Annotated in this window: 20 protein-coding genes and 1 tRNA gene; 8 read left to right on the forward strand and 13 right to left on the reverse strand. The window is 71.9% G+C overall.

The genetic code is table 11. The features are described 5' to 3' along the window. The gene (locus tag AB0368_RS26425) at positions 1-936 is read left to right on the forward strand and encodes a serine hydrolase (RefSeq protein WP_366156653.1); all 936 of its coding nucleotides are present in this window, start codon (positions 1-3) and stop codon (positions 934-936) included. Between the two features lie 69 nt (positions 937-1,005). On the opposite strand, the gene AB0368_RS26430 is transcribed toward AB0368_RS26425, so the two are convergent. The 5 genes from AB0368_RS26430 to AB0368_RS26450 all read right to left on the reverse strand — a co-directional run bounded on the left by AB0368_RS26430 (position 1,006) and on the right by AB0368_RS26450 (position 5,848). After that, complete coding sequence (locus AB0368_RS26430) at positions 1,006-3,018, reverse strand: NACHT domain-containing protein (protein ID WP_366156654.1); 2,013 nt, start codon at positions 3,016-3,018, stop codon at positions 1,006-1,008. Positions 3,019-3,086: 68 nt separating this feature from the next. After that, positions 3,087-3,704, reverse strand: coding sequence for a VTT domain-containing protein (locus AB0368_RS26435; protein WP_366156655.1), 618 nt, complete (start codon positions 3,702-3,704; stop codon positions 3,087-3,089). Then, positions 3,701-4,477 carry an MBL fold metallo-hydrolase gene (locus AB0368_RS26440; protein WP_366156656.1) on the reverse strand — a complete coding sequence of 259 codons (777 nt, stop codon included), beginning with the start codon at positions 4,475-4,477 and terminating at the stop codon, positions 3,701-3,703. The genes AB0368_RS26435 and AB0368_RS26440 overlap by 4 nt, the downstream gene beginning before the upstream one ends. Then, entirely contained in the window at positions 4,474-4,983 is a 510-nt protein-coding gene (locus AB0368_RS26445; protein ID WP_366156657.1) for a DUF1990 domain-containing protein, read from the reverse strand. The genes AB0368_RS26440 and AB0368_RS26445 overlap by 4 nt, the downstream gene beginning before the upstream one ends. Positions 4,984-5,002: 19 nt before the next feature. Further along, on the reverse strand, positions 5,003-5,848 hold the full coding sequence (locus AB0368_RS26450) for a YndJ family protein (RefSeq protein WP_366156658.1): 846 nt from the start codon (positions 5,846-5,848) through the stop codon (positions 5,003-5,005). A gap of 69 nt (positions 5,849-5,917) precedes the next feature. On the opposite strand from AB0368_RS26450, the gene AB0368_RS26455 reads away from it, so the two are divergent. Genes AB0368_RS26455 through AB0368_RS26470 form a run of 4 tightly spaced genes read left to right on the forward strand, consistent with a single transcriptional unit; the run spans position 5,918 to position 10,143 of the window. Continuing rightward, positions 5,918-6,889 (forward strand): diacylglycerol kinase family protein, encoded by a 972-nt coding sequence (locus tag AB0368_RS26455; protein ID WP_366156659.1) that lies wholly within the window; start codon positions 5,918-5,920, stop codon positions 6,887-6,889. After that, positions 6,886-7,878: a YihY/virulence factor BrkB family protein gene (locus AB0368_RS26460; protein ID WP_366156660.1), complete on the forward strand. Its 993-nt coding sequence runs from the start codon at positions 6,886-6,888 to the stop codon at positions 7,876-7,878. Before AB0368_RS26455 ends, AB0368_RS26460 begins: the two co-directional genes overlap by 4 nt. 35 nt (positions 7,879-7,913) lie before the next feature. Next, complete coding sequence (locus tag AB0368_RS26465; RefSeq protein ID WP_366156661.1) at positions 7,914-9,359, forward strand: phosphatase PAP2 family protein; 1,446 nt, start codon at positions 7,914-7,916, stop codon at positions 9,357-9,359. Next, the gene (locus AB0368_RS26470) at positions 9,349-10,143 is read left to right on the forward strand and encodes an endonuclease/exonuclease/phosphatase family protein (protein ID WP_366156662.1); all 795 of its coding nucleotides are present in this window, start codon (positions 9,349-9,351) and stop codon (positions 10,141-10,143) included. The genes AB0368_RS26465 and AB0368_RS26470 overlap by 11 nt, the downstream gene beginning before the upstream one ends. A 112-nt stretch (positions 10,144-10,255) precedes the next feature. Here the strand turns inward: AB0368_RS26470 and AB0368_RS26475 are convergent, their stop codons facing one another. The 3 genes from AB0368_RS26475 to AB0368_RS26485 all read right to left on the reverse strand — a co-directional run bounded on the left by AB0368_RS26475 (position 10,256) and on the right by AB0368_RS26485 (position 14,490). Beyond that, positions 10,256-11,059 (reverse strand): alpha/beta fold hydrolase, encoded by an 804-nt coding sequence (locus tag AB0368_RS26475; protein ID WP_366156663.1) that lies wholly within the window; start codon positions 11,057-11,059, stop codon positions 10,256-10,258. A 28-nt stretch (positions 11,060-11,087) separates the two neighbouring features. Next, complete coding sequence (locus AB0368_RS26480) at positions 11,088-12,677, reverse strand: GGDEF domain-containing protein (protein WP_366156664.1); 1,590 nt, start codon at positions 12,675-12,677, stop codon at positions 11,088-11,090. A 124-nt stretch (positions 12,678-12,801) separates the two neighbouring features. Further along, positions 12,802-14,490 (reverse strand): fibronectin type III domain-containing protein, encoded by a 1,689-nt coding sequence (locus AB0368_RS26485; RefSeq protein ID WP_366156665.1) that lies wholly within the window; start codon positions 14,488-14,490, stop codon positions 12,802-12,804. A 77-nt stretch (positions 14,491-14,567) separates the two neighbouring features. Between AB0368_RS26485 and AB0368_RS26490 the strand changes: the two genes are divergently transcribed. After that, positions 14,568-15,449 carry a hypothetical protein gene (locus AB0368_RS26490; protein WP_366156666.1) on the forward strand — a complete coding sequence of 294 codons (882 nt, stop codon included), beginning with the start codon at positions 14,568-14,570 and terminating at the stop codon, positions 15,447-15,449. A 6-nt stretch (positions 15,450-15,455) separates the two neighbouring features. Here the strand turns inward: AB0368_RS26490 and AB0368_RS26495 are convergent, their stop codons facing one another. The 4 genes from AB0368_RS26495 to AB0368_RS26510 all read right to left on the reverse strand — a co-directional run bounded on the left by AB0368_RS26495 (position 15,456) and on the right by AB0368_RS26510 (position 17,916). Further along, positions 15,456-15,626 carry a DUF4236 domain-containing protein gene (locus AB0368_RS26495; RefSeq protein WP_366156667.1) on the reverse strand — a complete coding sequence of 57 codons (171 nt, stop codon included), beginning with the start codon at positions 15,624-15,626 and terminating at the stop codon, positions 15,456-15,458. A gap of 67 nt (positions 15,627-15,693) precedes the next feature. Next, positions 15,694-16,149 carry an Rrf2 family transcriptional regulator gene (locus tag AB0368_RS26500; RefSeq protein WP_203766310.1) on the reverse strand — a complete coding sequence of 152 codons (456 nt, stop codon included), beginning with the start codon at positions 16,147-16,149 and terminating at the stop codon, positions 15,694-15,696. A 226-nt stretch (positions 16,150-16,375) separates the two neighbouring features. Beyond that, complete coding sequence (locus AB0368_RS26505; RefSeq protein WP_366156668.1) at positions 16,376-17,299, reverse strand: AraC family transcriptional regulator; 924 nt, start codon at positions 17,297-17,299, stop codon at positions 16,376-16,378. Positions 17,300-17,484: 185 nt separating this feature from the next. Further along, complete coding sequence (locus AB0368_RS26510; RefSeq protein WP_014446635.1) at positions 17,485-17,916, reverse strand: SsgA family sporulation/cell division regulator; 432 nt, start codon at positions 17,914-17,916, stop codon at positions 17,485-17,487. Positions 17,917-18,233: 317 nt separating this feature from the next. On the opposite strand from AB0368_RS26510, the gene AB0368_RS26515 reads away from it, so the two are divergent. Continuing rightward, positions 18,234-18,647: a TIGR02611 family protein gene (locus tag AB0368_RS26515; RefSeq protein WP_366156669.1), complete on the forward strand. Its 414-nt coding sequence runs from the start codon at positions 18,234-18,236 to the stop codon at positions 18,645-18,647. A gap of 58 nt (positions 18,648-18,705) precedes the next feature. Then, positions 18,706-18,777 (forward strand) — tRNA-Val (locus tag AB0368_RS26520). Positions 18,778-19,238: 461 nt separating this feature from the next. Here the strand turns inward: AB0368_RS26520 and AB0368_RS26525 are convergent. After that, on the reverse strand, positions 19,239-19,883 hold the full coding sequence (locus AB0368_RS26525; RefSeq protein WP_366156670.1) for a TetR/AcrR family transcriptional regulator C-terminal domain-containing protein: 645 nt from the start codon (positions 19,881-19,883) through the stop codon (positions 19,239-19,241). Between the last annotated feature and the right edge of the window lie 69 nt (positions 19,884-19,952).

Raw genomic sequence — 19,952 nt, forward strand, 5'->3', positions numbered from 1 at the left:
GTGCGACGTACCCGACTCTGGATCTTCGCGGTGGCGGCGGCGGTGATCGTGGGCGGCGGCGCCCTGATCGGCCTGGGCATGCGGGACGACAGCGGCGGCACCGGCGGCGGCTTCCTGCCCAGCTCCCTGTCCTTCGGCGATGACGGCCGCGCCCCGAGCGCGGCCCCGTCACCGACCGGACCCAGCCCCGAGGAACTCGCGAAGGCCAAGCGGGCGGCCCAGGCCAAGAAGCTCGACGCCGCCCTCAAGAAGCTCGCGGCCACCGCCCCCGAATTCTCCGTCGCGATCCTCGACAAGAAGACCGGCGAGCGCTACTCCTACCGGGGCGCCGAGCGGTACGACACCGCCAGCATCGTCAAGGCCCAGGTGCTGGCCTGCCTGCTGCTGAAGTCCCAGGACGCCGGCCGCGAACCGACGTCCGGAGAGATGAACCTGGCCCGGCCGATGATCCGGCTCAGCGACAACAACGCGACCACGTCGCTCTTCCAGCACCTCGGCGGCCGCGGCGCGATCACCAAGTGCAACCAGCGCCTCGGGCTGACCCAGACGACCGTCAACACCGCCTGGGGCCTGACCAAGACGACCGTCAACGACCAGGTCAAGCTCCTCTCCGAGCTGGTCGACACCAAAGGGCCGCTGGACGCGGACTCCCGGAAGACCGCCTTCACCCTGATGAACTCGGTCGACGACGCCCAGGACTGGGGCGTCCCGTCGATCGCCCAGGCCGGCGAGGCGGCGACCGTCAAGAACGGCTGGGACACCCGATCGGCAGACGGTGGCCTCTGGGCGATCAACACGATCGGTCGGGTGGTCTCGAGCGACAAGGAGACCGACGTCTCGGTGGCGGTGCTGTCGCACAACAACCAGTCGATGGAGTCCGGCATCGCCCTCGTCGAGAAGGTCGCCAAGCTGACCCGCCAGCACCTCGAGTACTGACCCCTCGCGTCCGTTCGCCTCGATCCTGCGCGAGTCCCACGTCCGAGTGCGAGACGTGACAGCTCTTGATCACCCTTGCGCACGCCGATTCGGCACGGGAGCACCTGGAACGTCAGCTGAATCGCCCGGCGGTGCGTCCCCGGACGACGCCTGCTGATCTGTCGTCAGCACGTGGCCGAGGGGGCGTGAACCGAGATATCGCAGAAAGGTGGAGTGCCGAAACTCGTAAGTGGCACCGGAGCGCCTGAGTACACCTCGACGGTGCGCGTCTTCCATGAACGCCACCATGCGCAGCGGCAGGCGGCGAGTCATCGCCAGGAACAGCTTGGTCCAGGCGAACCGTAGCCACGGCACACCGGCCTGAGCGTAGGCACAACCGATCAGCAGGAAGACCGCCGTACGGCCGAATTGTTGCACCCCCGATCCCGGATTCCACTGGGCGGCAGAGCGAAGGCCCGACAACCCCGAGATCACCAGAACGGTCAGCAGCAGAGTTCGGTCATCGCGAAGCGACGCACGCATGTCGAAGTCATCGTCGTCTCTCGTGCGACCGGCGAGAACATTGACCATGAGTGCGGTCGCCAAGCTGATCACAAGCCCGAACAGGACGGCGACGAAGAGCGAGCCGTCGGGGATGAGGAACGCGGCGGCCATGATCGCGGCCGCACCGCCGACCACGGCCCCACCGATGATCCCCCCGGCGCGCAGTTGGGCTCGGACAGGGCGAGGAGCGGGTTGCAGCGAACCAAGCGCATTCCTTGCCGCGAACGCGAATCCAACACCGATGAGCAGGCCCCACCGCAAGCCAATGAAGACCAGAGCCGCGAGAGAGACAGCGGACCGCAGCGTCACGATCGCGGCAGTGCTGAGTTCGGGCAGTCGCCACCAGGACAGCCCGGGCATGTCTCGGGCAACCATGCGCCGGGCAAGGAACCGTAACCATCGCTCGGCCTTCACCACGGGATAATGCCGGAGAGGCCGGTCGGCGCGGTTCTGCAACCCACCGTAGACCGCCGGGATGAACGCTCCCATCAGCACGGCGCGTGCCTGGGGAACCGTCATCGCGATGAGGTCGCCAGGATCCGTTCGCGGGTCTTCGTAGGCGGTGCGAGCCAGATAGATCATGAGAGGTGACGACAGCAGCAAGGCGAGCCCTCCCCTCGGCTTTCCCTCGACCCGCTCAATGACGGCTTGCCACCGCGCCTCGCCGCCGTGCTGACCGGCCCGGAGGAAGCTCGCGGACTCGTCGGCGCGAAGTGGCTGCACCTCGACCTCTGTCGCTCGAGGAAGTGTCGACCCGGCTTGTTCCACCGCGGCTCGAAACGGCTTGTCCTGCGAGATCAGGACGAGTGGCCGGCCCGCGGCCAGTTCGGCGCGGAGCCGTCTCAGGGTCGGGACCTGCGCTTCTGGGGGAATCTCGTCGAACGCGTCGAGGATCGGCAGCACCCGGCTCGCGGCGCACGCGACGGCTGCCTTGCCGAAGCGCTGATCGTCGGCCAGCTCGGGATGCTCGCGGAGCAAGGCCGCGGCCAGCCACGCGTCGAGGCTCTGCGTCGGACCCCAGGATGAGAGTGGCAGGACCACCGGGACGAGGCCGGACCCGTCGAGCAGATCGATCGCCAGCCGCAACGCCATCGCACTCTTGCCGCTGCCCGCCGCGCCCAGGACGACCATCTGACGCACGGAAAGACTCAGATAGAACGCAGCGAGATCATGGACATCGCCGGATGCCGCCTGACCGGCCCAGCGGATCGGTTGCAGGAACGGTGGATGCAGTCCCTGGCGTGCCGCCTCCTCGCCCAGCAACCGCGACTTCCGCCGCGCAAGATGGTCAAGTACAGCCTTCTCCTGCTCACTGGCCGCCCACGACGGCGCACAGGCGCGCTGGCCCGCCCAGGATCCGATCGCCACCAGCAGGCCCGCCAGGGCGACCACCAGCGAGAGACCGCTGGAGATCTTGTCGACCCGATCGAGCTCGGCCGCCGGAAGCCACCGGAGCCACTGCAGAAACGCCAATCCGGAGATCATCGACGCCAGCGCCAAAGCGACCGACATAAGGTGCCGCACCAAGCCTCGCAGCATGGTGACATTCTCGATTTCCGGAGCGAGACCGGCCAGGACTCGAAAAGTCGGCTATCCGACGGTGGCGATCACGGTGAGGTGTCGCCGCCCGAGGCGCTCGGCAGTTCGGCTGCGCCATCCGCCTCCACCCGGGCCGACCGGCGCTTGCTGACCAGGTTGACCACCTGGCTGATCACCAGGACGAGGATGATCGCCGCGACCACGCCCTGCCACGGTTCCGGGAAGATGGAGCCGCCCGCCACCCCGATGCCCGCGTACACCACCGACCAGAGCGCGCACGCCGGCAGGTTCGCCACCACGAAGGTGCGCCAGCTCAGCCCCAGGAAGCCCGCTGCCAGCAGGACCGGTACGCGGCCTCCGGGCAGGAGCCGGGAGACGAGCAGGACCGGTACCTGGCTCCGTTGCAGCCGTTCCTGCACCGCCCCCAGGTGTTCCCCGTCGCGCAGCCAGCGCAGCCGGCGGGCGAGTTGTTCGCCGCCCGCGCGGCACATCGCGTACATCACCAGGTCGCCCACGTAGGCGCCGGCGGCGCCCGCGGCGATCACCAGGACGATCAGGAGCGGGTTGTCGTGGAAGGCCAGCGCCGCCGCGCCGCTGACGGCCGCGCCGGTGGGCACGACCGGCACTATCGCGCCGAAGGACACCACCACGAAAAGCCAGCCGAGGGCGGTCAGTTCGGAGATCACGCGGCCGGCCCGATCGTGAGGGTCTCACCGTGGCCCAGGACCCGGACCTGGGCGTCCGGGGCGGTCAGGGCCGCCCGGCGGGCGAACTCCGTGCCGGGGTCGCGGAACATGTGGGTGCGGATGCGGCCCATGCCGACCGGCCAGAACGTGCCGTAGTGCACCGGCACCGCCCAGGCGGCTTTGACCCGGCGCAGGGCCTCCGCGCCGTCGGTCGCGTCGAGGTGGCCGTGGGCGGCGAGGGTCGGACCCCACCCGCCCACCGGGATCAGTGCAAGGTCGAGCGGGCCGAGGTTCGACATGCCGTCGAAGAGGCCGGTGTCGCCGCCGTACCAGGTGCGGGCGGCGCCCTCGACGACGAAACCCATCGCCACCGACTGCAGGCGGGACCAGGGGCCGCGGCCACCGTCGTGCGCCGCCGGTACAGCTCGGACCGTCACCGCGCCGACGGTCGTCTCCTCGCCCGGTTCCAGTTCGACGCAGCGGTTCCCGTACCCGGGTCCCAGGCTCTTGGCGACGAAGGCCGCCGCCCCGCGTGGCACGACGAGCAGCGGCGAGCCGGGGACGGCCTTGAGCGACGGCAGGTGGAAGTGGTCGGCGTGCAGGTGCGAGACGAGCACCGCGTCGGGCGCGCCAGGGAGCACCGGCGTCGGGCCCGCCATCCGGCGCAGGTGGATCAGCCGGTCGGTGAGCAGCGGGTCGGTGAGCAGGGACGTCCCGGAGTCGGCCAGCCACATCGTGCTGTGCCCCCACCACGTGACGCTCGCCTCGCTCACGGATCAACCGTACGGGACTCAGCACACAGCTTCTTGAGAGCGCGGCCGCAGAGTCGTGCGTACAGGTGCTGGGCGACGACCGCGGCGGGCCCGCCGAGCCGCATGAGGCGGGTGGCGGGGCGGCTGAAGGCGGTCACCGAGAACCACACCCGGCCGCGGGCGTCGCGCTCGACCGTGAAGGCCTCCTCGCCGGTGGCCTGGTGGCCGGGGAGGGTGCCGTACCCGAATCCGGCCCGGTCCTTCTCGTCCGCGGTCCACACCACCTCGCACGGGACGCTCAGCGGCCCGGCTCCCACGGTGAGCCGGACGCCCGGCGCGGCCCGCCCGGCCTCGGTACGGATGCGCGCGCCGGTGCGGCGGTGCATGCCGAACGTCAGGATCGCCTCGGCCGCGCGGTCGAAGACGTCCTCGCCGCCCACGTAGGTGCGGTAGTGCAGGTGCCGGTAGCCCGCCGGCAGCGGTTCGTGCAGTGTCGCGCCGACCTCGGCGTACGTGAACGCGGTCATCGTCGTCCTTTCTCTGTGCTCAGACCATTGCCCCGGCGCGGCGCCAGCCCACCATGCCGCACACCGCGAATCCGAGGGCGTTCGCCACCCCGTGCGTCGCGGCCATCCAGGCGAGCGACGGGTGCGGCAGGCCGGTTGCCTCGCCCAGCGCCCACGCCACCGCCAGCACCATCGAGCCGGCCAGCACCAGCGCCGAGCCGCCGAGCAGCGCCGCAGTGAGCCGGTCCGGCGCGCCGGTGCGGGCGTGCCGCCAGGTGAGCCAGCCGACGGCCCACATGCCGGCGGTCAGCACCAGCGCGCCGGCCAGCTCCACCCACTCGGCGGTGAAGTAGCCCAGCAGCACCAGCAGCGTGCCGGCCGGGACGGTGAGCGCGGCGGCGTCCGCGGCGGGCCCCGGCCGGACGCGGGTCTGCAGGCCGGCGATCAGCGCCGCGGCGAAGCCGGCGAAGTGGAAGTGCGCCACGGTCAGGCTCAGCACGCCGAGCTCGAACCCGAACAGGTGATATCCGCTGCGCTCGGCGACCAGGGCGCTCGCCGCGACGGCCGGGCCGATCAGGGCGGTCAGCACCGCGGCCTCGGCGGGCCACTCACTCCTCGGCCGGGCCGGTCTGCTGATCGCGTACGCACAGAGCACCGCGGCCGTGATCGCGTAGCCGGTGGCGAGCGCGGTGGCGACGCTGCCGCGCGGCAACCAGAGGCTGACCACCCCGGCCGCGGCGCCGAAGGGCCAGAGCCGCCGGGCGAGTCCGGCGCCCGGATCGGCCAGCAGCCGCAGTCCGGCCGGCACGACGATCAGCATGCCCACCGAGATCAACAGGTTGACCAGCACCCGCATGGCGATCACCCCTTCTTTGAACGTGTTCAAGTTCCCCGCCCACTGTAACCCCTCGATGCCGGGGTTTCCGATGGGAGGTCCGCTGGGCACACTGTCGCCGTGACTGGACCCCGTACCGCCGTCGTCGTGAACCCCGTCAAGGTGCCCGACCTCGACCTGCTCCGGCGCACCATCGTCGAGGGCCTCGCCACCGCCGGCTGGCCCGAGCCGCTCTGGCTGGAGACCACGCCGGAGGACCCGGGCCGCGGCCAGGCGCAGCGCGCGGTCGAGGACGGCGCCGAGCTCGTCTTCGTCTGCGGCGGCGACGGCACGGTCATGGCGGTGATCTCGGCCCTGGCCGGCACCGACGTGGCGCTCGCCGTGATCCCGGCGGGCACCGGCAACCTGCTCGCCGCCAACCTGGGACTGAACGGCGACGCCGCCACCGGCGTCGAGATCGCGCTGCAGGGCGGCCGGCGCCGCATCGACGTGGGCGTCTGCGGCGACAAGTCCTTCGCCGTGATGGCCGGGATGGGCTTCGACGCGCAGATGCTCGCGGGCACGTCCGAGACCGCGAAGAAACACATCGGCTGGATCGCGTACGTGGGCGGCGCGCTCAAGCATCTGCGCGACCGACCGATGCCCGTGGTCATCTCGCTGGACGGCAAGCCTCCGCTGAGGCGCCGGCCCCGGACGGTCATCGTCGGCAACGTCGGGCGGCTGCAGGGCGGCGTACGGCTGCTCACCGAGGCCGACCCGGCGGACGGCCGCCTCGACGTCGCGATCCTCAGCCCCCGCAACCTCGCCCACTGGGCCGCGCTGAGCTGGGCGGTGATCCGGCGCCGGGACCGCATCCCGCGGATGGAGACGTACACGGCGGAGCGCATCGAGATCCGCAGCATCCGGCCGCAGCCGCGGCAGCTCGACGGCGACCTGATCGAGCCGGGCGCCGCCATGTCGATCGGGGTACGGCACCGGGCGCTGCTGCTCTGCGTGCCGCAGCCGGACAGCGACCCCGACCTCGCCTACGACAGCGGCGCCGCCGAAAGGGCCGCCGAGGAGGTGCGCGCGGCGGCGGAGGACGCCAAGTGAGTAGTACCTCCCCGGTGCCCGAGACGAAGATGATGCCGGGGAACGAGCTGTCGGCGGACGATGCCTTCCTCGCGCTGCGGCACTACGGGCGCTGGCATCTGCTGCGGGACGCGTTCGTACGCTTCCGCTACGGCGACGGCTTCAGCCACTCCCGGGCGCTGGCGCTGCAGCTGTGCCTCGCCATCGTGCCGTTCATGATCGCGCTGTCCGGCCTCGCCACCGACCTCGGCGTGGAGGAGGGCGGGCAGGTCGTCGCCGACACCGTGTACGCCCTGACGCCGGGCGCCAGCGAGCCGCTGGTCCGGGAGCTGCTCAACGACGACGACCGTACCGAGAACGCCGGCGAGCTCGCCCTCGCGCTGGGCCTGCTCACCGGGCTGGTGGCGCTGACCACCGCGATGGCCCAGATCGAGCGGGGCGCCAACCGCATCTACGGCGTCGAGCGCGACCGCAAGGCCCTGGAGAAGTACACCCGGGCGGCGGTGCTGGCGGTCATCGCCGGCCTGCCCGCCCTCTTCGGCTTCCTGCTGCTGGTCGCCGGGCACGCCACCGGCGACTCGATAGCCCGGCACTTCGGCTGGGGCCACAAGACCCATCTGACCTTCGACGTCGTCCGATGGCCGCTCAGCCTGCTGCTGATCGTGTTCGCGGTCGGGCTGCTCTTCCGGCACTCGCCCCGCCGCCGCCAGCCGGGCCTCACCTGGCTGCTGTTCGGCGCCACGCTGTCGACCGTGCTGTGGTGGGTCGCCAGTCTGCTGCTCGCCGGGTACGTGCAGGTCAGCGACGGCTTCGGCGCCACGTACGGGCCGCTCACCGCGATGATGGCGCTGCTGCTGTGGGCCAACCTCACCGGCGTCGCCCTGTTCCTCGGGATCGCGTTCGCCGCCCAGCTCGAGGCGCAGCGGGTCGGCGTCACCCGGCCGGCGCTGCGCGACCACTGGGAGCCGGGCGACAAGGAATCCGGTGTACCGGAGAAGCGCGCGGGGTAAATCGGGCGCACCCCCCCGAGAGCCAGGAGCCCGACATGGTGACCGACCAGCAGCCGAGAACGGCCGCCGAGGAACCCGCACGCCGGCGACCGTTGCTGCACTTCGCCGAGCGCAGCGTGCTGGGCCTGCTCGTGGTCGTCGCGCTCGGCCTCGGCTTCGGCGCGCTGCTGCTGCTCGTCCGCTCCCACTGGGGTCCGCTGGACCGCCTCGACCACGGCGTCGCGGACGCGCTGAACCGGCTCGTCGCCCCGCACCCCCCGGTCGTCGGCGCGCTGGAGTTCGTGGCCCGCCTCGGCGGCCGCCCGATCATGATGTGGCTGGTCACCATCGCCGTGGTGGCGCTGCTGATCCGCAAGCGGATCCGCCTCGCCGTCTACCTGGTGGTCACCGGGATCGGCGCGCTGCTGCTCGACCCGTCGCTCAAGGCCCTGGTCGCCCGGGTACGCCCGGTCGTCGAGGACCCGGTCGCCCACGCGCCGGGCAACAGCTTCCCGAGCGGCCACGCCCTCGGTTCGATGATCGTGTACGGGGCCCTGCTGCTCGTCTTCCTCCCGGCGGTCTCGGCGCGGCACCGCAAGTGGTTCGTGACCGTGATGGCGGTGATCGTGCTCGCGATCGGGCTGACCCGGATCGCGCTGGGCGTGCACTACGCCTCGGACGTGCTCGCCGGCTGGTTCCTGGGCGCCGCGTGGCTGGGCGTCACCGCGTACGCCTTCCGCGTCTGGCGCCGGGAGATCGGCCGCCCGGAGGTGCCGCTGGAGAACGGCCTCGAGCCGGAGGCCTCCGCCGACGTCCGTCCGGGCCTCCCCGGGGAGAGCCTGCTCCCGCACCCGTGGGCGGGCGCGATGGAGATCGTCGTCGGCTGGGTCCTCACCTTCGGTCTGCTGTACGCGCTGGGCTGGACCCTGACCGACCACATGCCGTCCTGGCTGCAGAGCTTCGACGACGGCGTGCCGCGGTGGTTGCAGGGCTTCCGTACCCCCGGATGGGACGACTTCAGCTACGCGTGGAGCAAGGCCGGCGACACCCACGCCATCCTCATCGTCTCGTTGGTGTTCTGCCCGATCGCCCTGGCCGTGTGGCGGCACTGGCGCATGGTGCTCTACGTCGTGCTCGCCATGTTCGGCGAGCTGACGCTCTTCCTGTGCACGGCCGCCGCCGTGGGCCGCCCGCGCCCCCCGGTCGAGCAGCTCGACGGCAAGCTGCCCACCTCGTCGTTCCCGTCCGGCCACATCGCCGCGACGATGTGCCTGTACGCGGCGATCGCGGTGCTGCTGGTGCCGCGGCTGCGGGCGTACTGGTGGCGCTGGATCTTCGTGGTCCTCGCCGTCGTCATGCCGCTGGGCGTCGCGGTCTCCCGGATGTACCGGGGCATGCACCACCCCACCGACGTGCTGGGCGCGGCGCTGCTGACCGCGGGCTGGCTCACCGTGCTCTACTTCTCGATCCGGCCGAACGCGGACGTGCGCCGTGACGCATAGCCTGCTGACCTGGAACATCAAGACGGGCGGCGGCGGGGGCCGGCTCGACGCGGTCGTGGCGCTGCTGAACCGCGAGCGTCCGGACATCGTGGCCCTCCAGGAGCTTCGCGACTTCCAGCGCCACGACGGCCGGCGGATGCGCGAGGTGGCGGACGCGCTCGGCATGGTGGCGCACCTCGCGCCCTCCGCCTTCGGCCAGCCGGTCGCCGTCTTCGTACGCCCACCCCTGACCATCACCGGCCGGGCCACGGTCCGCTGGCGCCTGCATCACGCCGCGGCCGCCGTCGAGGTGCCCACCCCGGCCGGCCCGCTGACCGTCGTGAGCACGCATCTGAACCCGTTCCGCCCGTACCGGCGGCAGCGCGAGGCCCGCTGGCTCGCCCACCGCCACCGGGCGCCGCTCACCCTGATCGCCGGCGACCTGAACGCACTCGACCCGGACACCGCCCACACCGAGCGCCTCTCCCGGCTGCCGGAGCTGTACCGCCGCCGGCACCTCGACCGCGACGGCCGCCCGGACACCTCGGCGATCGGTGCGCTGCGGGCGGCGGGCTTCGTCGACGTCTGGCGTGCGGCGGGCGAGGGTGACGGCCTCACCGTGCCGACCACCAAGGGCGGCGGCCACGAGTTCTCGAACGCCGGCATGCGCCTGGACTACGTCATGGCCCGGCCCGAGCTGGCCGCCCGCGCCTCCCACGCCCGGGTGATCCACGGCGACGAGGCGGAATGGGCCTCGGACCACTACCCGCTCACCGTCGACCTGGACCTCACAACACCGTATTGAGCAGCACCGTCAGCAGCACTGACAACAGGACCGACACGAGGATCATCGCCAGACAGCCGAGCCCGCCGCCGAAGACCCGGACCTCGGTGTTCCCGATACGCATGGCAACCGACTACCCCGTCGTACCGAAAGCACTCCTCGCCGGGGCGAGGTGAGCGGCGATCGCGTCCGCGGCCGCCGGGCCGGCGGTCGTCAGGGCGTTGTGGGCGGCCCCGGGCAGGGTGACCGACACGCCGCCGGTGAGCTGCGCGACCCGGGTACGCCAGGCGAGCGGCGCCACCGTGTCGCGGTCGCCGCCGAGGACCAGGGTCGGCGCCGTCACGCGGCGCAGGTCGTCCTCGACCCGGTTGCGCACCGAGTGGCCGATGGTGGCCCAGACCCGCCACGGCCGGGCGTCCCACACGTCGCGGGCCAGGATCGCTGCCTGCCGCGGGTCCTCGGCGGGCAGGTCGCCGAACCAGCGTCCGACAAGGCCGCGTCGGCTGCGGGCGGCCGGGTCCGCCGTCGGGCCGGCCAGCACGAGCGCCGCCACCGCGTCCGGGCGCAGGACGGCCAGCGCCGCCGCGACCTCCGCGCCGAACGAGTGACCGACCACGGCCACCCGGGACAGCCGTTGAACGTCCAGCCAGGCGGCGACGAACCGGGCGTGCCGCGGCACGTCGAACGCGACCGGTGGTTTGCTGCTGAGCCCGAAACCCGGCAGATCCGGTACGAGCACCGGGTGCCGGTCGGCGAGCGCGTCCGCCGTGGGCATGAGGTAGCGATGGGACACCGCGAGGCCGTGGAGCAGCACCACGGGCAGGCCGTCGGCGGGACGGGCGGGGACGCGTACGTGCGTACGGACCCGCCCGACCGTGGACCAGCGGCTCACCCAGCCCCCGCGGGGTCTCGGCGCGGACAGGGTGAGGGGCAGCATCATCCCGTGATACCCGCGCCGGGGGCGCTCAGACGTCGGCGACGACCCGGTCTCGGCCTTCGCGTTTGGCGACGTACAGGTTGCGGTCCGCCAGGGACAGCAGCGCGGACGCCGAGCCCCGGCCGTCGTCCGAGGTCGTCACCCCGATGCTGGTGGTCACCGGGAGGGCGCCGGTGATCGGCTCCCAGGCGTACGCCCGGATCCGCAGGCGCAGCCGCTCGCAGCGCTCGACCGCCTCCTCGGCGGTCAGGCCGGGCATGACCAGCAGGAACTCCTCGCCGCCCATCCGCGCCGCGATCATCGATTCGCTCGCCGCCGCCAGCAGGAGCTGGGCCACCTGCTGGAGGACGACGTCGCCGGCGCTGTGCGACAACGTGTCGTTCACCCGCTTGAAGTGGTCGAGGTCGAGGATCGCCAGGGAGATCGGCGTCCGCCGGACCAGGGCCTCACCCAGCAGGGCGGGCAGGCGTTCGTTGACGTAGCGGCGGTTGTAGAGACCGGTGAGGGCGTCGCGGTGCGCCATCTCCCGGAAGTGCTCGCTGGCACGCCGGGCCTCGGTCGCCTCGAAGACCGCCTGCAACGCCCGGGCCCGAGCGTCGCGCTGTGCCGAGTGCAGCGCCGACGCCGCCTTGTGGAATGCGCAGTGCTCCTCGTAGGCCTCCCGGAAGCGGCCGGCGGTGGCGTACAGGGCGGCCTGCTCCTCGCGGGCTCGGGCGCGTACCCGATCCAGGCCGCGCTCCTCCGCCATCCGGACGGCCTCATCGAGGGCTTCCTGGGCCGCCGCGAAGCGGTGGTCCAGCCGGCGGGCCTCGGCCAGGGTCAGCAGGCACACCGCGGGCGCGTCACCCTCGTGGGCCTCGACCTTCGACTGGCCGTCCTCGAGCATGACGTGCAGCGTCTCCTCGGCCGCGCCGTAGTGACCGCTCATCATCTCGATGCGGGCGATCGTGTCCAGCTCGAGCGCGCTGAAGTTGCGCGGGCTGCGAGCCTGCACCTCGCGCATGTGCGCGACCAGGTCCCGGGCGCCGGCCTCGTCGTCGTTCTCGAACGCCGTGTACGCCATGTTGTTGAGGATGTTGAGGGTCAGCTCGAGGTCGCCGATGGCGGTGGCGATCTGCAGTGCCTCGCGGAACCGCCGGTCACCCTCCTCGGTGGACCCGCTCTCGTCCAGCGCGACGGCGAGCGTCATCAGGTGCCGCGCCCGGATGCTGGGCGGTTCGTCGTCGGTCAGGTGCGCGAAGCACTGCACGGCGTGGGTGAGCCCCTCGGCGATGTCGCCGACCTGCCGGTAGAAGTTGGACAGGACCCGGTGGGAGCGCGCCAGCAGGTAGGGGTGCTCGTGCTCCTGGGCCCAGGCCAGCACCTGGTGCGCCCACTGCCCGCCCCGCTCGGAGCGGCCCTCGCGGACGAGCACGTCGGCCCGCAGCATCTTGGCGTGCATGACGAGGTCGTCGAGACCCAGCGTGCCGGCCCGTCGCTCGGCGGCCGCGGCGGGCGCGGCGACGCTGCGGAACTTGGACGTGGGGCGCGCCTCGAGCTCGGCGAGGGTCGCCTCGAGCGAAGCGCGGTCGTCCGCGACCAGGCTGGAGCCGACCTCGGTCACCGCCTCGGTGGTCACAAGCGTCCCGCCTCTCCCGGTCGGTCCCCGGCGGGGTCCTCGACAGCCCTCTCCGATCGGGCGGCGGGGGTGAACAATGAGGTGTTTCCGGGGAGCAGTTCGGTTGCCGGCACCTCGGGCCCGCTCACTTGCGAGTGGTGCAGACCGGTGGCGAGGCGGCGACCTCGTCGACGGTGTAGACGACGGCGACGGTGAAGCAGTAGTTGTTCTGCTCGTTGAGCCCGTAGACGACGTAGTCGGTGGTGCCGGCGGCCAACTGCTGGAAGGCCCGCTGTTCCTGGCCCCCGCGGCCGCCGGAGATCAGCACCGGGCCCTCCGAGCCCTTCGGATAGCGCCAGCTGAGCGAGACGCTGTCGCGGTTGTCCCGCAGCTTGACGTCGATCGGCGCGCGCGGGTCGGTGCTCACCGAAGGGCTGGGCGCAGCAGACGTCGCGCCGTCGCGGGCGGTGCTGGTCGCCGGCGCCGGCGGGGGAGCGGTGCCGGCCCGGTCGCCGCGCGGCAGGGTCACCGCGACGATCGCGGCGGCGGCCGCGACCCCGGCCACCAGGACGGCAGCCAGGATGAAGGGCTGCCGGCTCGGGGCTTTCTCCACGGGTACGGGCAACCGGCGCTCGACGACGGCGGCGCTGGCCCGGTCGACGGGCGGGCGGGGGCCGGGGGGATAGGTGCCGGGCGTGGCGACCACGGCGACCGTGGCGGGCACGGAGTCCGGCGGGAACGGATCGGCCCGCGGCGTCCCCACGGTCTCCCCGCGCGCGGTCTCGGCGTGCCCGGTCTCGGCGTGCGCGGTCTCGCCGTGGCCGGCGAGCACCTGGGCGACGTGGCCCTGGGCCGGCCATTCGGCGGCGGGCGTGCCCGGCTCGTGCTGCGGCGGCGGGAAGTACACCGGTGCGGCCGGGGGCAGCGGCTCGCCCGGCGCGGGCCGGGACGGGGCGGGGGACATCAGGGGCAGCGGGATCGCGGGCTCCGTGCGGGCGTGCCGGCCGGTGGGATCGCCGGGTGCCTCGGGCGTCTGTCGGACGGGCAGGGCATCGGGGGCGGGCGCCGGCACCCGGGTCACGCCGGCGGCCGGTCCGTCCGGCTCGGGGCCGGTCGAGCGCTGTACCCGGCCGCAGCTGTGGCGTCCCGACGGCGGGCTGCCGGCGAGCCGGGCGACCTGTTGCGCCAGGGAGTGGTCGGCCGGTAGGTACCGGGCGCAGAACTCCTGGGCCAGCGTCAGGTGGGCGGTGGCCTCGTCGGGCCTGGAGCACTCGCGTTCCATCGCGCCCAGCCGGGCCAGCATCTTGATGCCACCGGCGGTGGCGTCGCCGTACACCTCGCGGTAGCGGGTCCACGCGTCGGTGAGCCGGGCCCGGGCGGCCGTGCAGTGCCCGGCGGCGTGCTCGGCGATCGCCAGGTCGGCCTCCGCCGCGAGCACCCGGGGCGACAGCGGCCCGTCCAGCGCGGTGATCTCGCCGACGAGGTCGTGGTAGAGCTGGGCGGCCCGGCCGTGGTTACCCACCCGCTGCAGCACCGCGGCGTGCGTGGCGGCCGCGGCGATCGTGCGCTCGTCGTGCGGGCCGTGCAGCCGCTCCTCGGCGGCGTGCGCGAACCCGGCCCAGATCCGCGCGGCGTGCGCGTCGCCGAGGGCGATGAGGATGCGCGCCTGCAGGGCGGCGGCGAGAGCCAGGTCGGGCGAGGCGCGCTGCGGGTCGGTCTCGGCCGGATCGAGGACGCCGGCCAGCACGGCGCGGGCGCCGGCGAGGTCGCCCTCGGCCGTCAGCGTCTGCGCCTGGGCGGTCAGGGCGGCGAGCGGAGGGGGCACGTGCCTCATAGTGTCTGCTCAGCCACCCTAGGTACAAGTCCTGGGGCGTGTCCCCGTTGTGGCCCGTCACACGGTAGAACTCGGTTATGAGCGCCGACAGCGTCGCTGACGTCAAACGCGAAATCCTGGTCCGCCACCTCGAGGCATGGGCGCCGGCCGCGCTGCACCGGGCCCGCCGGGCCGTCTACGCCCACGGGTACGCCGACACGACCCGCCCCCTCGCAGAGGCGGCCCTGGGTGTCTTCACCGACCAGTCCGACCTGGTCAGGGGCAGGGAACTGACCGTGGTGACCGTCGGCGGCGAGGTGGGCGGGGGCGCCGCGGCGGCCGGGCTCAACGTCCACAGTGTGCCGGGTCCGACCGCGGACACGTGGGCGGCGGCGTTGAAGGCGGCCGGTGCTGTGCGCGTACCCGTGCTGGGTTTTCTGGATGCGACCGCCGCAAGCGAACCGCCCGGCGCGCCCCTGCTCGCGGCCGTGGCAGCGGGGAAACCGGCCGAGGCGCTGATCGTGCTGCCCGGCTCGGCGCCGGTCCCGCAGACGCGCGCCGCGCTGCGGGAAGCCGGCTTCCCCCTCGTCGCCGCCGTGGAACTGGCGAACTCAGACGATCCGGGGGAGGTGGTGCTCTACGCGACGACGCTGGGCCGCAGCCTCGAGGCGTTCAAGGATCTGCTGTGGGCGGTCGACGAGTACGCGGGCGTCCGCTATCGCGATCCCGGAGACCCGGAGCGGCACCTGATCGACATCTCGCTCAGCCCGCACCCCGGCCCGCTGCGCCGCGAACTGCTGGCCCATCTGGGCGAGGTGGGGGAGGCGACGGTCGCCGAACTGCGGACGTTCGCGCTGACCGAGACGGTCTACCGGGCCGCGGACGTCACCCGGGTGCTGCACACGTTGCTGGACGCCGGGACGGTGACCCGGCGCCCGGAGCACGGCCGGCTCGGCGGAGACGTGGTCATCTCCGCCTGAGATCCGTCACTTGTCCTGCTTCCACGACAGCGGGCCGGGCAGGTCGACGCGGTGCGCCTTGGCCTTCGAGTTCCAGGACCAGCGGCCGATCTTGATGGTCCAGGAGGAGAGGCCCCGCTGCGTGAAGTTCAGAATCAGCGGCCCGAGCTTCTTACGACTGCGGTACATGATGCCCATCGGGGGGTCCTTCCGTGGAATCGCCAGATGACCATGAGATTCCCGATGACCGATTTTCCGAAACCGCCTACCGGGGCTGCCAGGCGTCCGGGCGGGTCGTGAGCTTGCGGACGTGCGCGGGCATCCGGCCGCTGATCAGCTCGGCGAGGCTCACCTCGTCGACCACCTCGCGCACCGCGGAGCGTACGGCGACCCAGAGGTTGGGGAGATTCTCCGCGGCGCCGGAATACTGGGTCTCCTCCGGACGAAGACCGCGCACCCCTGCCAGCGGCCCGTCGACGGCCCGCAGGACCTGCCCGATGGTCACGTCGCGTGGCGACTGTGACAGCGTGTAGCCACCTTCCGCTCCGCGCTGGGCGCGCACCACACCGGCCCGGCGGAGATCCGCCAAAACGGCCTCGAGGAACTTTCTGGGCATGTTCTGGTCCTGGGCGATGGCCTGGGCGGACATCAGGGCCGGGTAGGCGTTGGCCAAGCTCAGCGCCGCCCGTACCGCGTAGTCGCCGCGCGCGGAGATCTGCACATCACCATCATGCCCCGTCCGTGCTCGTCTCCCTCGTCCACCCCGGGAAATATGGGAATTCGGGCATCACTCAGCGTCAGGGATCGGTGGCAAAATCAGTCTTTCGGGGGTCTTGCCATCCTGGCCGGTCCGCTTCCCGCTTCTTGCGGCCGGCCCGGCTTCCCGCATTCTGCGGCCGGCTCGGCCCTGCTTTCTCCGGCCGGCTTTCTCTGGGCGGCTCCGGGCTTTATTCGGCGGCGAGGCGTTGGGTCGGGACCCGGGCGCCGATGTCCGCGACGTCGTCCGGAACCTCGGCCGGCATCGGCGCGACCGCTCCCGCCCGGAACGCCCCCGGGCTCATCCCGACCTCGCGGTGGAAGAACCGGCCGAAGTTGGTCGGCTCGCCGAAGCCCAGCCGCCGCCCGATCTCGGCGACCGACAGATCCGTGCACGCGAGCAACCGCCGCGCCTCGAGGGCCACGCGGTCGTCGACGACCTGTTTCGCCGTACGGCCCGCCACCGCCAGGCCGGCCCGGGTGAGCGTGCGCACCGAGCAGCCGATCCGGGCCGCATAGTCCTCCACCCGGCGAGTGTGCGGATGGTCGTCCTCCAGGTCGCGGCGGAACCGCGCGAACGTCCGGGCCTCGGACGTGGAGGCGCCCGGGTGCTCGCCGCTCAGCAGGGCGATGCGCAGCAGCAGCACCGCCAGCTGGTGCCGGAGCAGGCCGGCCGCGATCGCTCCCGAGGGGTGCCGGGCGCAGTCCACCCCCAGCTGCGCCACCTCGGTGATCACCGCGTCCTCGTCCTCGCCGGCCAGCTGCCAGCGGGTGGGACCGGGCAGGTCGTCCACCGGTACGCCGCGCACCTCCGCCGCCGACAGCAGGTCCCGGCTCCAGGTGACCAGGGAGGCGTCCAGCCCCGGCTCGACGCCGAAGCGCACGGCCTGGCCGGGCCGGATCCAGAGCAGCGTCCCCGGCCGTACCGGAAGAGGGACGAAGTCGATCTCGACCGTGCCGTGTCCGGCGGTGGTCAGGGCGAGCAGGTGGTACGGCAGCCGCCGGGGCCGCGGCTCCTCGGCGGTCAGGTCGGTCTCGGACAGCGTGCAGGTGCCCACGCCGGCCCACTGCGGGGCGGGCGCGGACCTGGTGCGCCGCTGTCCGGGGATGACCATCGAGGGCGACGGTATCCGGCCGTGACCAGGGATGCACGTGGGAGACCCGAGGTCAGCGGATATCCGCCAGACGATCCGGAAAACGAGCACACAATCGGACAAATAAGACGCGAATAGCGGCATGAAAAAGCGACCCGCGCGGACCGGCAGTGTCCGCGCGGGTCGCCCCGTGAATTCCGTTGTCGCTATCGACCGGCCAGCAGCCGGTTGACCGCCGCGTCCACGTCCAGGTGATCGGACTCCCGGCCCCGCGGAACCACCACATAGGTGCGCCGCAGGAACCGGACCAGAACGCTGCGTGGTACTTCGAACAGCGCATTGCCGTCAGGCGACGACAGTGCAAGGGCTACGAAGTCGCCCCGCGGCGTGGCCCACGGCCACACCCGGACGTCCCCGATCCCCGCGGGCTCGTCGAGCCCGGTAACGAGAAGTTCCCGCGCGAAGGACCAGCTCACGGCTTCCCCACCGGCTGATTCTGCGTGGAACAACACGTGGACCGCGTACGGGTCGGCTGGGTCGTACCGCAGGCTGGCACGCACGGGCAGAGCCGTGGCATCAGGCGCTACGAGCCGCAGCGATGTTTCGACCTCGACGGTCGTTGGACGAATGGTACTCATGGACGAACTCCCCCCGGCACCGCTGCGAGGCTGGTGAACCCCGCGTTTCCCATACTCAGGTGATCCCTGTCATTACGCTCCGCCATACGCTGATCTCACCCAGTAGTGGGAAGACGGTTCCGATAAGCTCACCGAACGAGCCGTTAAACGGTATCTTGTCCTGTTCTGCCCATGTACTCGGTTCCGCCCGGCGTCGGGTGGTCCAGCAGTTGACTCACTCCGGTAACGTCCATTCCTCCCGGGTAGTGACGGGGAGGCGGGACACTGGGGGATGAAATGACGGGGAGCGCGCGATCTTTGCCGGGAAAGTGAACGAGATGTCCCAATCCGACTCCGTGACCGAAACCCGTACGCCCACCGGCATCCTCGACCGGATCCGGGCCAACCCGACAGGCCGCCTGGCCCTCAAGATCGGCGTCGGCGTCCTGGGCGGCCTCGTGGTCGCCCTCGGGATCGTCCTCATCCCGTTCCCCGGACCCGGCTGGGCCATCGTGATCCTCGGCCTGGCCATCTGGGCGGTCGAATTCGTCTGGGCCCGCCACCTCCTGCAGTTCACCAAGCGCCACGTCCAGGGCTGGACCCACTGGGTGCTCAAGCAGAGCCTCCCGGTCCGCGCCCTCATCGGCCTGGTGGGCTTCGTCTTCATCTGCGCCGTGGTCTGGCTGTCGGTGAAGCTCACCATGCACATCGACCTGGCCGTGGTCATCCGAGACTTCCTCGCCGGCCGGTGACGCGCCGACCCCTGGTTCGCACACGAGCCGGGAGGTCCGGTACAGTCTGTCGCGGCAAGGGCGATTAGCTCAGCGGGAGAGCGCTCCGTTCACACCGGAGAGGTCACTGGTTCGATCCCAGTATCGCCCACCGGAGTTTCTGCAGGTCAACGGCTCGTTACCGGTGTTAGGGTAACGGGCCGTTCGCTTGTTGCTCCTTACGCTGGGAGCACATTGGGAGCACAAGATCATCATGTCTGCCCGGGTGCTCGCCGCGACGCTATGTCCTCACCCCTGATCCCCGCGCCTACCGCCCCGCGGGCGAGGACCTACCGATCACCGGACTCTTGGTCCGGCTCGAGGTGCGAGTGCTGGTTCGAGACGTCGGCTGCTATGCGGCCATGGTGACCGCGTCGTTCCACCACCAGGCTCCGCCGTTGACGTAGAGGCACGTTCTCTATGGGCCGACGGCTCTGATCGTGAGTTTTTCCAGCTCAGGCGTTGCCGCCGGTGGCCGTATCGATCGCCACATGTGTGGTGCAAGGGAAACTGCCCGCCGCGGCCAGTGCTCGGGTCGCGTCCACTCCGCGCTCCTGAGCGGACGGCGGGCCGCTATCCGGCCGACCGGGCAAGGCCGTCGAGGATGAGATCCAGGCCGTACTCGAACTCGTCGCCGAAGTCGTACCCGGGTCGCATGACGTGCTCGGCGGTGAACGCCACGAGGTGCGGGTACACGGCGGCGGCCTCAGCCGGCATCATCGACTCGGCCAGCTCGGCGATCTTGTCCGGGTCGTCGATTGGCAGGGTCGACTCGGTCAGCGCGAACCCGTACACGTAGCTGTCGATCAGCGCGAACGCGTGGGCGGTCAGCTGCACGGAGAAGCCGCCGGCGCGCAGCGTGCCGATGACCGCGTCATGGTGGCGCAGCGTCGCGGGCCCGGGACTGGTCCGCGAATGCAGCAGCGTGATGGCCCACGGGTGGCGTCGCAACACCCGCCGGGCGGACGTGGCGCGGCGGTGCATCTCGGTACGCCAGTCGCCGTCGGTCCGGGGCAGGTCCATCTCGGCGAAGACCAGGTCGACGATGCCGTCGAGGATCTCCTCCTTGTTCGCGACGTGGTGGTAGACGGACATCGGCTTGACGCCGAGCTCCTGGGCGAGCGACCGGATCGTCAGTGACGCCAGCCCGCCGGCGTCGGCCACGGCGACGGCGCCACCCAGTACTCGCTCGCGGCTCAGCGTTCCGACCTTCGCCACACGCTCCTCCGATCGCCTGATGGCTGTCCCGTACTTTGTACGATAACCTCTCGTACTAAGTACGGGCAG

It is taken from the genome of Actinoplanes sp. NPDC051475 (assembly GCF_040689425.1).
Classification (GTDB): domain Bacteria; phylum Actinomycetota; class Actinomycetes; order Mycobacteriales; family Micromonosporaceae; genus Actinoplanes.